The sequence below is a fragment of the Rhodococcus sp. 14-2483-1-2 genome, assembly GCF_002259405.1.
In the GTDB taxonomy this organism is placed as follows: Bacteria; Actinomycetota; Actinomycetes; order Mycobacteriales; family Mycobacteriaceae; genus Rhodococcoides.
Genome location: NZ_NPFW01000006.1, coordinates 1 through 13094 on the forward strand (window position 1 = coordinate 1; position 13094 = coordinate 13094).

The window sequence follows — 13094 nt, forward strand, 5'->3', positions numbered from 1 at the left end:
GCGCGAACGCCGCCCCGATCGCGCCATCGAGACCAACGTCGAATTCTGGGCCGCGGTGATCCTCGACTTCGCCGAGGTGCCCGCGCACATGATGCCCGCAATGTTCACCTGCGGACGTACCGCGGGCTGGTGCGCACACATCCTGGAACAGAAGCGCCTGGGCAAGCTCGTCCGACCGGCCGCCCTCTACACCGGCCCCGAACCCCGCACCCCCGAGTCCGTCGACGGCTGGGACCTGATCCGGTAGTCGACGGTGTCATGACACCCGACTAGCCTGTGGAGGCCATATTCCATCGACGCTAGGACGCGCTACTCCATGGCCGATTTGCCGATCATTCCCGCCGATCTCCTGCCCGCCGACGGACGCTTCGGTTGCGGCCCGTCCAAGGTTCGCCCCGAGCAGCTGCAGTCCCTGGTCGACGTCGGCGCTTCCGTGTTCGGCACCAGCCACCGTCAGAAGCCCGTCAAGGACGTCGTCGGACGCGTGCGCAGTGGCCTGAAGGATCTGTTCTCGCTGCCCGAGGGCTACGAGGTCGTCCTCGGCAACGGTGGCACCACCGCGTTCTGGGACGCTGCTGCCTTCGGCCTCATTCGCGAGAAGTCGCTGCACCTGACCAACGGCGAGTTCAGCTCGAAGTTCGCCTCGGTGGCCAAGAACAACCCGTTCATCGGTGATCCGATCGTCGTCAAGGCCGAGCCGGGCAGTGCGCCCGAGCCCACCTCCGACCCGTCCGTCGACCTCATCGGTTGGGCGCACAACGAGACCTCGACGGGCGTGGCCATCCCGGTCAGCCGTCCGGCCGGCTCCGAGAACGCCCTCATCGCGATCGACGCCACCTCCGGTGCAGGCGGTCTGCCGGTGAACGTCGCCGACTCGGACGTCTACTACTTCGCTCCGCAGAAGTGCTTCGCCGCCGACGGTGGCCTGTGGATCGCGCTGATGAGCCCGGCCGCGCTCGAGCGCGTCAGCGAGATCGCTGCCACGGATCGGTGGGTCCCGGACTTCCTGTCGCTGCCGATCGCCGTCGACAACAGCAGCAAGAACCAGACGTACAACACTCCGGCCGTGGCGACCCTGCTGCTCTTCGCCGATCAGATCGAATGGCTCAACTCGCAGGGCGGCCTCGATTGGGCCACCAAGCGCACCGCCGATTCGTCCTCACGCCTGTACGACTGGGCCGAGAAGAGCGAATTCGCGACGCCGTTCGTGACGAACCCGGATCACCGCAGCCAGGTCGTCGGCACCATCGACTTCGACGAGAAGGTCGACGCAGCTCAGGTCGCCAAGATCCTGCGCGCCAACGGCGTCGTCGACACCGAGCCGTACCGCAAGCTCGGCCGCAACCAGCTGCGTGTCGGTATGTTCCCGGCAATCGAGCCGGACGACATCACCGCACTGACCAAGAGCATCGACTGGGTCGTGTCCACGCTGAGCTGATTACCAGCAAGCTCACAGCTACAGCGCTCCCTTCGCGGCATACACTTGCTATCAAGTAAGCAAGCGTAACGACCGCGGAGGGAGCGCTCGTATGTACAGGCTCCTGACATTCGCGCTACGGATTCGGGTGACTCTGGTGTACTGCGCGCTCGCGGCAGCGGGAATTATCGCGCTGGGCCAGATCGGCCCACACGATCGCTGGCACGTACTGCACGCGGCGAGCACCAATCTCCACAATCTGACCGACGGCCACCTCGCCACCCTCGTCACGAGCGTCTTTCTCACCGAAGGACGGGTGAACTGGTTGTGGTTGGCCGCGGTCGCCCTGTTGTTCGCCGTCGCCGAGTGGGTCTCCGGCTGGCGACGCTTTCTGCTGACCTTCAGCGCCGGACACCTCGGTGCGACGGCATTGGTGGCCACGGGCCTGCTCATCGGCATTCACAACGACTGGCTCGCGGACTCGTTGGCGATGGCCGTCGACGTCGGCGTCAGCTACGCAGCAGCAGCGGTCGCAGGATCGATGATCAGGTACCTGCCGATGCCGTGGCGTGCGGGCTGGGCCGCCCTGTGGATCGGCGTCGTCGCCTTCAGTGGAGTGTCGGACCCGTCCTTCACCGCCGTCGGCCACGCGATTGCCCTGACCATCGGCCTCGGCCTGGGTGCCCTCTACCTTCGCAGGGACGCATCGACGTTGTCGCACAAAGCAATTGATGGAACATCGACCGAATGGGTGCAGCCGAGCCCGCAGCTGTCTACCCTCTGATAGGGAAACGATCGTCGGCAGAAGCGATGCGTGTCGAACACCCGCCGAATACGGCAGGTGAACTAGGCTCGAATTCGACGGTATCGCGAGCCGGCGCGATGAGGAGGTCAAGGTGCGAGACTTACGTGTGGTGGGTCTCGAGGCCGACGGAAAGTTCGTCGTGTGCGCAGATCCCAAGACCGGCGACAGATTCCGGCTTCCAGCCGACGACAAACTCCGCGCGGCCTCACGCGGCGACATCGCTCGACTAGGACAGATTGAGATCGAAATGGACAGCTTGCTTCGGCCGAAGGAAATTCAGGCCCGTATTCGCAGCGGAGCGACCATCGAACAGGTTGCCGCCGACTCCGGAATGGCCATCAGCCGCGTCGAGGTGTTCGCTCACCCGGTGTTGCTCGAACGCTCGCAGGCCGCGTCGATGGCCCAGTCCGGTCATCCACTGCGCCACGACGGCCCGGCCGTGCAGACCCTGCTCGAGATCGTCACCCTCGCTTTCCGCGCTCGCGGCCACAACCTCGACGACGCGACGTGGGACGCCTGGCGCGACGAGGACAACAAGTGGGTCGCACAGCTGAAGTGGCAGGCCGGCCGCACCACCAACAAGGCGCACTGGCAGTTCCTGCCCGACGGCCACGGCGGCACCATCGCGCCGCTCGACGACACCGCACACGAACTGATCGATCCAGACTTCGGACGTCAACTGCGCGGTCTGGCACCGGTCCGCGCACTCACATCCTCCGAGGACCTCGGCGACGACGAGACCTCGCAGCAGAGCTTCGACGAGTACTACGGCACCACCGCCGACAGCGAGATCGACGCCGAGACCATCGAGGTCGAGGTGGACGATGCGCCTGCTCCCGAGCCCGAGGAGCCGCGCGAACCGGTGGCCAGGGAGCCCAGGCCCGCACCCAAGCCTGCCGCCGGTCACACCAGTGGCAAGGACAAGCGCGGCAAGCCGGCCATGCCGTCGTGGGAGGACGTCCTGCTCGGAGTTCGCAGCAGCGGCCACAACTGAGTTCCGATGTGACCGATGTGCCGCGCGGTGCAGAACCGCCGACGCTCACACCGTAGGCTTCCCAGGAAGTAACGGAGAGAGAGGTGCCGGTAGTGGGGGCCAAAGCATCAACGATCTGGTACGTGGACGCACCGGATCCCATTTCTGTACTCCGAGAGGCCAACACCTCGGACTGGAATGCTGCGACCGCACTCGTCGGACGTCTGTACCCCCACCTGACGGCAGTGCCCCTCGGACAGGGCCCGATATCGACCTCGGCAGGCGTGGACGACGATCACGTCTTCATCGGTTGCTACCCGGGCGTCACCGTGGTCTGCGGATCCAATCTCGCGGTGCCCACACCGTCGACGCTTCCCGAATCCTTCACTCGCCCTCTGGCGTCCGAGCACACCTACCTCGTCGCCTCGGATCCCCAACACGCCTGGGGAGCGTTCGCGTACTGGGAGCGCGGTGAATTCCGCCGATCCTTCAGCGCCACTCCGGTGTACATCTACGAGGACGCGGGCCTGCCACTGGTGTGGGAGCGGTCGTTCTGGGCCGGTGAGCACCCGCTGATCTATCCACCCGGAGTGATGCCGGATCCGCAATCGCTGCCGTTCCACCCGCAGGAGTTCGCCGAGGCCGCCAACGCCGAGTGGCTCGGATTCCGCTACACCGGCGCACCACACGCGGACGAATTCGATCCGAACACCCTGCCGGTCTGCGGCTTCACGATGTACGTTCCGGGGCAGGAGCCACCGCCACCGAACCAGCAGAGCCGAAGCTCGAACGGCCGTGGCGCACAGGAACCGATGCCCGACGCCCCCGAGGAACAGGCACCGCGACCGAAGAAGCGTTGGTTCTCGCGCAAATAGTGGCTCGGGTGGGCACAGTTGCACGCAACCACCGCTGATCGACGGGTTTCCGCCGATTGTCGACGGTAGTGCGCAACTCTGCCCGCTGTCGGAGACCGACGAAGAAGACGACTGTCAGAACGCCAGCGCCGCCAGTGCCACGAAGCTCAGGATGGAACCGATGCCGGCTCCGTACACGGCCCAGCGCCACACCGGTATCGCGAGCCACCGCATGACCGTCGGTGCCGCACCCGCGACGACGATCATGTTCAGACCGATCGCCAGCAGCGGGTGAATTCTGGCCAGTTCCAGACCGAAAGCCGTCAGTGCCACACTCACCAGCGCCGCCGAGATCACGGCGATCGGTATTCCGGTCCAGCGGACGCCCGGGTCGTGGTCGTTCACGTCAGGCGCACACGTTCGTAGAACCCCATCGCAGCGGCCGTCGCCACATTGAGTGAATCGGTGCCGGGTGCCATCGGGATACGAGCGCGAATGTCCGTGGCACGCATGGCATGTTCGGTCAGACCCGGTCCCTCCGCGCCGAGCAACAACGCCACCTTCTCCCCCGTCATCGCCGCCGCAAGCGACACCGCCGACGGATTGGGTGTCAGCGAGATCAGCTGAAAACCGTGCGCGCGAACGCGATCGAGACCGCGCGGCCACTCGGGCACCTTGGCGAACGGCACCCGCAGCACATGCCCCATCGATACCCGCACCGACCGTCGATAGAGCGGATCAGCGCACGCGGCGCCGAACAGCACTGCATCCACCCCGAGACCGGCCGCGTTGCGGAACATCGACCCGAGATTCTCGTGGTCGTTGACGCCCTCGAGGATCGCCACCGTCTTCGCGTCGGCCAACACCTCGTCCAAATCGAGGGCCGGTGGCCTGTTCGCCGCTGCCAGCACGCCGCGATTGAGATGGAATCCGACGACCTCGGCCATCACCTCCGCCGATGTCCGATAGAACGGGACGTCGGAATCTGCCAGATCGTCGCGCAAGGTGTCGAGCCGTCGATCCACGCCCAGCAGGCTGATCATCGGGAAGCGCGAGGTCAGCAGGCGCTGCGCGACCAACACTCCCTCGGCGATCACCAATCCCTTGCCCTCGGGCAGGTCGGGTCGCCGATCCGAGGAGTTGAGATCGCGAAAATCGTCCAGTCGCGGGTCCGATGGGTCGTCGATATCGATTACATGCACCACGTGCCCATCTTGTCACCCGGCATTTCTGGCAGTCCCTCGGCGAAGGCCTCCTTCTGTATGGCAGATTTCTCGGGTCGTTCCGCGGGCTCCACTCCTGTATGGAAAAGTAAAGAGCGATGACTACCGACGAATCGATCACCATCCGCACCGCCACCGACGACGACTGGGATGCCGTCGCGCTGCTCGACGCCCACGCATTCGGCGAGCACCAGAACGCCGAGGACCTGGCCGAGACACAGATCCTGACCCAGTCCGAGCACGTGTACCTGGCGTGGGACGGCGAGACCCCGGTGGGTGTGGCCATGCACTTCCCGATGTCGGTCACCGTTCCCGGTGGTGCGCAGGTCGAGGCGTCCGGAGTCTCCTGGGTGTCGGTCGCACCGACGCATCGTCGACGCGGCATCCTGCGATCGATGTTCACCCAGCAGCACCGCGCACTGAACGACGCCGGCGCACCCCTCTCCCTGCTCACGGCCAGCGAGGCCACGATCTACGGACGCTTCGGGTACGGGCCGGTGACCGAGGAGATCAGCGTCTCGATCGACCGACGATTCGCGCAGTTCCGCAAGGACGCTCCCCCGGCAACCGGTGTGCGGCTGATCGAGTCGGCCGAGGCCGCCGGACTGCTCCCCGACATCTACCACCGGTGGCAGCAGCAGACCGCAGGCGCGCAGCCCAAGCCGCCGATCCGCTGGGAGCGGTTCTTCGCCGACCGCGAGAACCGACGCGGCGGACTGACGGCTCTGTTCTTCATCGTCCATCCCGACGGTTATGTCGCCTACCGACGCGGACGCAACCCGAGCCGAGTGGTGGTGGAGGAATTCATCGCGGTGACCGACGACGCGTACGCCGCGTTGTGGCAAATACTCGTCGGAGTGGACCTGGTCGACACCATCGAGGTACGGCAGGCACGGGACGAAGTACTGCCGTTCCTGCTGACCAACAATCGGCTACCGAAAGTCACGGCTCACCACGACGCACTGTGGGGCCGCATCATGCACGTCGAGGCAGCGCTCGAGGCGCGTACCTACGCGCTCGACACCTCGCTGGTCATCGCGGTGCGGGATCCCTTCCTCGATGCGGGCGGCACCTACTCACTGACCGTGACCGACGGTCGTGCGACCTGCACCCGGGTGGAGTCCGAACCGGACATCGAACTCGACATCGACGTGCTCGCGAGCATCTACTTCGGCACCCATCGAGCCCGCTTGTTCGCCGCGGCCAACCGCCTTACCGCACGCAACGAGGAATCTCTGCATGCGCTGGATCTGACGTTCGGAACAGCGCGCCCGGCCGTCATGGGTTGGGGTTTCTAGAGCCGGCTGTTCGGCGCATCCAGCGCGGTGGCCGAGCCACCTCGCATCCGGAGGGCGGCACCCAGCGTCACCGCGAGCAGCACCGTCAGGTAGACGATGAAGTCGACACTGCCGTGGCTGCTCGTGGCGTGGTAGATCAACGGTGCCGTGCCTCCGAAGAGGGAGTTCGCCACGGCATAACCGAAGCCGACGCCCAACGCACGAATGTGCGCGGGGAACACTTCGGCCTTGGCAATGCCGTTCACCGACAGGTAGCACGTGAGGACGAGGAACGCGCACACCAGGATGGCGAAGACCGCAGGCGGAGACGTCACCCGGGTGGTCGCCAGCACCAGTGCTCCGGTCGCCGGTATCCCCAGCGCCCCGAACGCGACGAGAAGGGGCTTTCTTCCGATGCGGTCGCTCAGTGCGCCGGCGACCGGCTGCAGCACCATCAACACCACGAAGGCCGCGAGCACGAGCCCGGTCGCGACGAGCTCTCCCCTGGTGCCGTCCGCAGCGAAGAACGTCTCGCGAACGATCGAGGGAACCGTGACCGTGTAGGTGTAGAACGCCGCACTCCCTCCCGCGGTCAACAAGAACACCCACACCAAAGGACGCCGGTGATCGCGAAACAACGCCCCCATCGTGGCGTCTCGGTCCGCCCGGGGTGCTCCCGGTTCACGGGGCGCGCGATCGAGTCCACGCGCCCACCACAGCGATGCCAGGCCCGCCGCACCTCCCGCGGCGAACGCGAGGCGAAAACCCCATTCGGAGATTGCCGCGCGGTCCGTGCTCGCGAGGAGCACGAGTAGACACGTCTGTGCGAGCACGAGGCCGCCGACGATGGTCGCGGCCTGGAACGAGGCGAAGAATCCGCGATGCCCTCGCGTGCCCGATTCGGAGAGCAGCACCGTCGCCGCCGCGTACTCGCCGCCGGTGGCGATGCCTTGGACGATGCTCACGACCGCGAGGATCACCGCGGCCCAGGCGCCGATGTCGTGGACGGTGGGAGTGACCGCCAGAGCGACCGATCCGGCCGACATCAGCGTGACCGCAGCGACGAGCGCGAACTGTCGGCCTCGCACGTCCGCGAGCCTGCCGAACAGCCACGAACCGAGCGGTCGGACGACGAAGGTCAGTGCGAAGAGTCCGTAGACGTACACGAGCGAATTGGTCGAGGCCGGATCGAAGAACTCGGTCCGAAAATACGGCGCGAAGGTCGCGTAGAGGTAGAGGTTGAACCACTGCACGAGGTTCGGCACCGAACCCGCCAGAATGACGCGGACCTGCCTACGACGGTCGGAGCTCGCCGACTCGGTGCGATTCACGTGCTGAAAGTACCCGAATACCTGGCACACAGGGAGCAGTCGGAAAGCACATGACTTTTGTCATGGCTACACCGTGACGGTGTCACCTCAGGTCATGATGCGCTGCACTGTTTTCGGTGGTTCGGGCGCAGCAGACTCGTAGTCATGAAGCAACCAGACGAAGGAAACCTGTTCACCGATCTGATGGAGCTCGGACCGGCTCCGACGATGGCGCGTGAGATCGTCGTCATCGTCATCGGTCTCGCGATCATCGCCGTGCTGTTCGCGATCGTCGGCGCATCACTTCCGGCGTTCGTCGCACTCGGCGTCATCGTCGCGTTCATGGGCGTGCGGTTCGTCATCGGACTCCGCCACTGGGAGAAGCAATCATGACCATCATCGAAGTCGATGGCATGACTCGCCGCTACGGCTCGGGCAAGAACGCTTTCGAGGCCGTCAAGGCGCTCGATCTGAAGGTCGCCGAGGGTGAGCTGTTCGGCCTGCTCGGCACCAACGGTGCCGGCAAGACGTCCACTCTCGAAGTCATTCAAGGACTTTCACGGCCGAGTGAAGGCACGGTGCGGATTCTGGGAATGGATCCGGTGTCCGATCGCCGCAAAGTTCGACCGTCTCTGGGCATCATGCTGCAGAAAGGCGGCCTGCCCCAGGATCTGACCACCGCGGAGAGCCTGCGGATGTGGGCGGGCACGTGCAGCAATCCACTGCCGGTGGACGAGGTGCTGGGGCGAGTCGACCTGGCCGACCGCGCCGATACCCGGGTGAAGTTTCTCTCGGGCGGCGAGCAACGCAGACTGGATCTGGCGTGCGCCATCATCAGCCGTCCTCGAGTGCTGTTCCTGGACGAGCCCACCACCGGTCTCGATCCCGAAAGTCGCCGCAACACATGGCGGTTGATTCAAGAGCTGAAGAATTCCGGCGTGACGATCATGTTGACGACGCACTACCTGGACGAGGCCGAGTCGCTGTGCGATCGACTCGCGATCATGCACCGCGGCAGGGTCGTTCGCAGCGGAACGGTCGACGAGGTGGTCGCGGACCATCCGGCGAAGATCGAACTGCAGGCCCCCGGTACCGCGCTGCCGACACTGCCCGGTACCGCCATCGACGTCTCGGGAGACACCATCTCGATCCAGACGTCCTCGGTACAGGACACGTTGACCGACCTGCTCGTGTGGGCCCGCACCAACGGGGTGACCCTGCACGGACTCGACGCCCGCGCGGCATCACTCGAAACCGTATTCCTTTCCATTGCAGACGAATTCGACAATCCCGACTTCACACACACGAAGGTGATGAGCGCATGAGCACGATGACCGCACTGTCACGAGCAGAGTTCACACTGCTCGGACGCAATCGAGTACTGCTGTTCAACGCGTCCGTCATACCTCTCGTACTACCGCTGGTCATGCTGATCATCAGCAGTCGCAGCGACGACGGATTGACCGACGTGGGCGTCGGAGCGGCGCTCGAGTTCTTCGCCCTGTTCCTGCTGGTGTTCATGGTCTACTACAACATGCTCTCGATCTACGCCACACGTCGAGACGAGTTGGTGCTCAAGCGACTTCGCACCGGAGAAAGCTCGGACATCCAGATTCTGCTGGGGCCGGCGGTCCCCTCGTTCGTCCTCACCGTCGCACTGGGCCTGATCGTCGGAGCTGTAGTTCTGGCCTTCGGTGGGCCCATTCCTACCAACGCAGTGCTCGTCGCCGTGGCCCTCCTCGGCGGAGCCGCATTGTTCGCCGCACTGGCGTTGATCACCTCTGCCTTCACTCGCAACGCCGAGGCCGCCCAGATCACCAGCCTGCCGGTCATTCTGATCGCCATGGCCGGCTCGGCCATGCTGCGCGACGTTCTCCCTGATTCGCTGAGCCGAGTCGTCGAACTGACCCCGATGGCGGCCGTGTCGGACCTGTTGAACCTGGGCTGGTTCGGCACCACCACGCCCGGCGACGCGTCCATCGGCTTCGCTGCCACCTTCACCGAAGCCGGAATGCCGCTGCTGGTGATGCTCGCGTGGATCGTCGGCAGCCTCCTGATCGCCCGCACGCACTTCCGTTGGGAACCGCGGTCCTAGATCACACCCTTTCGTCGACCGTCTGCAAGGCTGGAGATCATGAAGTTGCACCAGTACCTCAATCCACTGCACGGCTGGAACGACAGCAGTGCAGTGGACAAGGTGCGCGTCTACACCCGCCAGTCCTTCCTGCTCATCACCGTCGGTGTTGCCGTCGGAGCGATGCTGACATCTCTGCAGTACGACGACTATCTGTCGATGGCAGCGACTGCTGTCTGCGCCGCCGCCGCTTTTGTGGTGGTGCAGCGCACCCCCGCGCTCGGCGGTGAGTCGACGGCCAGCCCACGAATTCCGTTGGCGATCACGGCAGTCGCCGCCGTGGTGCTGGTTGCCGGCGGGACCACGAGCAACGCACTGTGGGCCGCCGTACTCGTCACCACTGCGGTCGCGACCCTGATTCCGTTGCGGTGGTCCCTGGCGGCGGCTGTGGCCGCTGCTGCGATCGCGGCGGCTGTGGGAACCCCGGCAGTGGAAACTCTGATACTCGGCATCTTCATCGCCTTCATGGCGTTCACCGTGCAACTGTCGGCGTGGTTGCTGCGCATCGTCACCGAACTCGACGCCACTCGCGACGCTGCTGCCGCACTCTCGGTTGCCGAGGAGCGTCTGCGATTCTCGCGAGATCTGCACGACGTCGTCGGACGCGCACTCTCTGCCATCGCCGTCAAGAGCGAACTCGCCGCGACGCTGGCTCGCCGGGGTGACGATCGAGCGGCGGGCCAGATGGACGAGGTTCGCCTGCTGGCCCAGGAATCCATGGCCGACGCCCGAAAGCTGGTTCGCGGCTATCGATCGGTCGATGTGGCATCGGAACTCGACGGAGCTCGATCGCTGCTGTCCGCCGCAGGTATCTCCACCGAACTGGTCGGCGAGACATCGGTTCTGTCCGAGCGCGCGGCCGAGGCGGCCGCCTGGGTGGTCCGCGAGGGAGTGACGAACATTCTGCGCCACTCCGCTGCCACTTATTGCCGGATCGAGCTGACCGACAACAGCATTCGCCTGACCAACGACCATCCCAGTGCATCGTCCGGCCGCGACGACGGCACGGGACTGAGCGGGTTGCGGGAACGATTGGTCGCGGTCGGAGGCACCCTGAACACGGAGAAGACCTCCGAGGAATTCACCCTCACCGCGGCGCTACCGATCGAGAACCCAAGGCAGGAGTCGAGCCTGCGGAACGACCCGACAAGGACGACATCATGATTCGAGTTCTACTGGCCGACGACGAGAATCTCATTCGTTCGGCGCTTGCGACCATGCTCGATCTGGAGGACGACATCGAGATCGTCGGGCAGGCCGACTCCGGCGAAAAGGCGTTGACCGTCTCGGCCTCTCTCGCTCCCGATGTCGCCGTGTTGGACCTGCAGATGGGCGGGATCGACGGCATCGAGACGGCCCAGAAGATCGCCGAGATGCTGCCCACCTGCGCGTCGATCATCGTCACCAGTCACGGCAGGCCGGGCTATCTGAAGAAGGCGCTCGAAGCGGGTGTGCGCGGATTCCTGCCGAAGACGACCTCGGCGGCGACCCTGGCCGAGGTAGTGCGCACCGTGCACGGCGGCGGGCGCTACGTCGATCCCACGCTGGCCGCGGAAGCCATCGGAGCCGGAGACTCGCCGCTCACTCCGCGCGAGGCCGATGTGCTCGAGTTCGCCGCCGACGGCGCGTCGATCGCGGAGATCGCACGGCGGGCCCATCTTTCGCCCGGCACCACCCGCAACTACCTGTCCGCTGCCGCGGCGAAACTGGGTGCAGCGAACCGACACGAGGCCTGCGCTCTCGCTCGACGCCACGGCTGGATCTGACCCACCGTCACACCTTTGTGCTCACGGCGACGGTATCGAGGGTGGGGAGCCGGTGACCGTCGGCCGGCGGTACGACGGTGATCCGCAAATTGTTGTGCCGCAGTAGATACACGGCCGCGAAGAGGCCGGTCGCCAGAGAGATGGCCCCACCGAACAGCAACGGTGCCCGCGGATCCAGGGCGTCGGCGAGCCAACCGAGAACCGGACTGCCCAGCGGAGTACCGCCGAGGAAGCACAGCATGTAGATGCCCATCACGCGTCCGCGCATGTCGGACGGCACCGACATCTGCAGAATGTTCATCGCCGACGTCGTGAACGTCAGTGTCAGGGCACCGGTGGGAATCAGCAACAGTGCCACGAGCAGATAGTTGGGCATCAATCCGACGATCAGCTCGAAGGCTCCGAATGCGATGACGGCACCGATGAACAGCCGCAGGCGCGGCGCGCTCGCCCGCCGCGCAGCCAGAGTCGCTCCGGCCAGCGTGCCCACTGCCAGGGTTGTCGAGAGCAGACCGTAGGCGTCTGCTCCGCTCCCGAACGTGTTGCGCGCCAACACCGACAGACTCAGCGGAAAGTTGAGGCCGAACGTCGAGACCATGAAGACCGTGGACAGCAGGACTCGTAGGTCACCGCGCCCCCAGACGTACCGAAATCCCTCCCGCACCTGCCCTTTGGCGCGTGGGGCCGGTTCGACGCGGAAGAGCTGACCGACGTTCATCGCCACGAGTGCACCGAACACCGCCGCGAACGACACGGCATTGATGAGAAACACCCAGCCGGTGCCGACGAGGGTGATGAGCACTCCGGACACGGCAGGCCCGACGATGCGCGCCATGTTGAAGGTCATCGAGTTCAGCGCGATCGCATTGGCGAGGGTCTCTTTGCCGACCATCTCGATGGTGAACGATTGTCGCACCGGAGCATCGATCGCGGACGAGCAGCCGAGGATGAATGCGATGACGTAGACGTGCCACAGCTCGACCATCCCTCCGACGTCGAGCACGCCGAGCACCAGACCGCATGCCGCGGCGAAGACCTGGGTGATCATGAGTAGCTTGCGCTTGTCGTAGCGGTCTGCCAGGACCCCACCCCAGACCGAGAGGAACAGTGTCGGCCCGAACTGCAGGGCCATGACGATGCCGACGGCGAAGCCGTTGCCGCCGGACAGCGTCAGAACGAGCCAGTCCTGGGCAACCCGCTGCATCCACGTGCCGACCAACGAAACGATCTGCCCCGACGCCCACAATCGGTAGTTGTGAGTCTTCAGGGCGGCGAACATCGTCGAGCTGGAGGTACGGGAAGCAGGGGCCACCATTCAGATAATAACCCTAGGTA

The 13094-nt window shown here is 65.2% G+C and carries 15 protein-coding genes; 11 read left to right on the top strand and 4 right to left on the bottom strand.

Translation table 11 applies throughout. The annotated features are described in order from the left end of the window. The 5 genes from CH295_RS03595 to CH295_RS03615 all read left to right on the top strand — a co-directional run. Nucleotides 1-247 (top strand): citrate/2-methylcitrate synthase (locus CH295_RS03595; protein WP_288143173.1); only part of this gene is annotated, 247 nt, incomplete at its 5' end. Between the two features lie 69 nt (nt 248-316). Beyond that, on the top strand, nt 317-1438 hold the full coding sequence (gene serC / locus CH295_RS03600) for a phosphoserine transaminase (RefSeq protein WP_094739816.1): 1122 nt from the start codon (nt 317-319) through the stop codon (nt 1436-1438). Nucleotides 1439-1529: 91 nt separating this feature from the next. Continuing rightward, a complete protein-coding gene (locus tag CH295_RS03605; protein ID WP_094739817.1) occupies nt 1530-2201 on the top strand; it encodes a rhomboid-like protein in 672 nt (223 codons plus the stop codon). Nucleotides 2202-2313: 112 nt separating this feature from the next. Further along, nucleotides 2314-3216, top strand: coding sequence for a septation protein SepH (sepH, locus tag CH295_RS03610; protein WP_094739818.1), 903 nt, complete (start codon nt 2314-2316; stop codon nt 3214-3216). Between the two features lie 83 nt (nt 3217-3299). Next, nucleotides 3300-4070: a DUF6928 family protein gene (locus CH295_RS03615; RefSeq protein ID WP_441347076.1), complete on the top strand. Its 771-nt coding sequence runs from the start codon at nt 3300-3302 to the stop codon at nt 4068-4070. 114 nt (nt 4071-4184) lie between these two features. Here CH295_RS03615 and CH295_RS03620 read toward each other — a convergent pair whose 3' ends face one another. After that, nucleotides 4185-4454, bottom strand: a complete 270-nt coding sequence (locus CH295_RS03620; RefSeq protein ID WP_094633045.1) for a DUF2537 domain-containing protein — start codon at nt 4452-4454, stop codon at nt 4185-4187. Beyond that, a complete protein-coding gene (locus tag CH295_RS03625) occupies nt 4451-5254 on the bottom strand; it encodes a TrmH family RNA methyltransferase (protein WP_037187398.1) in 804 nt (267 codons plus the stop codon). Before CH295_RS03625 ends, CH295_RS03620 begins: the two co-directional genes overlap by 4 nt. A gap of 116 nt (nt 5255-5370) precedes the next feature. On the opposite strand from CH295_RS03625, the gene CH295_RS03630 reads away from it, so the two are divergent. Further along, nucleotides 5371-6570 (top strand): GNAT family N-acetyltransferase, encoded by a 1200-nt coding sequence (locus CH295_RS03630; RefSeq protein ID WP_037187401.1) that lies wholly within the window; start codon nt 5371-5373, stop codon nt 6568-6570. On the opposite strand, the gene CH295_RS03635 is transcribed toward CH295_RS03630, so the two are convergent. Then, nucleotides 6567-7880, bottom strand: a complete 1314-nt coding sequence (locus CH295_RS03635) for an MFS transporter (protein ID WP_170945733.1) — start codon at nt 7878-7880, stop codon at nt 6567-6569. The two genes, CH295_RS03630 and CH295_RS03635, sit on opposite strands and share 4 nt — an antisense overlap. Before the next feature lie 144 nt (nt 7881-8024). Between CH295_RS03635 and CH295_RS03640 the strand changes: the two genes are divergently transcribed. The 5 genes from CH295_RS03640 to CH295_RS03660 are packed head-to-tail and all read left to right on the top strand — an operon-like array spanning nt 8025 to nt 11759. After that, nucleotides 8025-8252 carry a hypothetical protein gene (locus CH295_RS03640; RefSeq protein WP_170945734.1) on the top strand — a complete coding sequence of 76 codons (228 nt, stop codon included), beginning with the start codon at nt 8025-8027 and terminating at the stop codon, nt 8250-8252. Further along, nucleotides 8249-9184: an ABC transporter ATP-binding protein gene (locus tag CH295_RS03645; RefSeq protein WP_094739820.1), complete on the top strand. Its 936-nt coding sequence runs from the start codon at nt 8249-8251 to the stop codon at nt 9182-9184. The genes CH295_RS03640 and CH295_RS03645 overlap by 4 nt, the downstream gene beginning before the upstream one ends. Continuing rightward, on the top strand, nt 9181-9954 hold the full coding sequence (locus CH295_RS03650) for an ABC transporter permease (RefSeq protein WP_094739821.1): 774 nt from the start codon (nt 9181-9183) through the stop codon (nt 9952-9954). The genes CH295_RS03645 and CH295_RS03650 overlap by 4 nt, the downstream gene beginning before the upstream one ends. 39 nt (nt 9955-9993) lie before the next feature. Further along, nucleotides 9994-11157, top strand: coding sequence for a sensor histidine kinase (locus CH295_RS03655; RefSeq protein WP_094633041.1), 1164 nt, complete (start codon nt 9994-9996; stop codon nt 11155-11157). Beyond that, nucleotides 11154-11759: a response regulator transcription factor gene (locus CH295_RS03660; protein ID WP_037187407.1), complete on the top strand. Its 606-nt coding sequence runs from the start codon at nt 11154-11156 to the stop codon at nt 11757-11759. The genes CH295_RS03655 and CH295_RS03660 overlap by 4 nt, the downstream gene beginning before the upstream one ends. A 7-nt stretch (nt 11760-11766) precedes the next feature. Here CH295_RS03660 and CH295_RS03665 read toward each other — a convergent pair whose 3' ends face one another. Beyond that, a complete protein-coding gene (locus CH295_RS03665; RefSeq protein WP_094739822.1) occupies nt 11767-13038 on the bottom strand; it encodes an MFS transporter in 1272 nt (423 codons plus the stop codon). Nucleotides 13039-13094: the final 56 nt, after the last annotated feature.

Excerpts from the sequence above, each read along its gene's own strand:
- CH295_RS03640 (WP_170945734.1), top strand. The coding sequence starts at position 8,025 with ATGAAGCAACCAGACGAAGGAAACCTGTTCACCGATCTGATGGAGCTC.
- CH295_RS03645 (WP_094739820.1), top strand. The coding sequence starts at position 8,249 with ATGACCATCATCGAAGTCGATGGCATGACTCGCCGCTACGGCTCGGGC.
- CH295_RS03630 (WP_037187401.1), top strand. The coding sequence starts at position 5,371 with ATGACTACCGACGAATCGATCACCATCCGCACCGCCACCGACGACGAC.
- CH295_RS03660 (WP_037187407.1), top strand. The coding sequence starts at position 11,154 with ATGATTCGAGTTCTACTGGCCGACGACGAGAATCTCATTCGTTCGGCG.
- CH295_RS03655 (WP_094633041.1), top strand. The coding sequence starts at position 9,994 with ATGAAGTTGCACCAGTACCTCAATCCACTGCACGGCTGGAACGACAGC.
- serC (WP_094739816.1), top strand. The coding sequence starts at position 317 with ATGGCCGATTTGCCGATCATTCCCGCCGATCTCCTGCCCGCCGACGGA.
- CH295_RS03605 (WP_094739817.1), top strand. The coding sequence starts at position 1,530 with ATGTACAGGCTCCTGACATTCGCGCTACGGATTCGGGTGACTCTGGTG.
- CH295_RS03665 (WP_094739822.1), bottom strand. The coding sequence starts at position 13,038 with ATGTTCGCCGCCCTGAAGACTCACAACTACCGATTGTGGGCGTCGGGG.
- CH295_RS03650 (WP_094739821.1), top strand. The coding sequence starts at position 9,181 with ATGAGCACGATGACCGCACTGTCACGAGCAGAGTTCACACTGCTCGGA.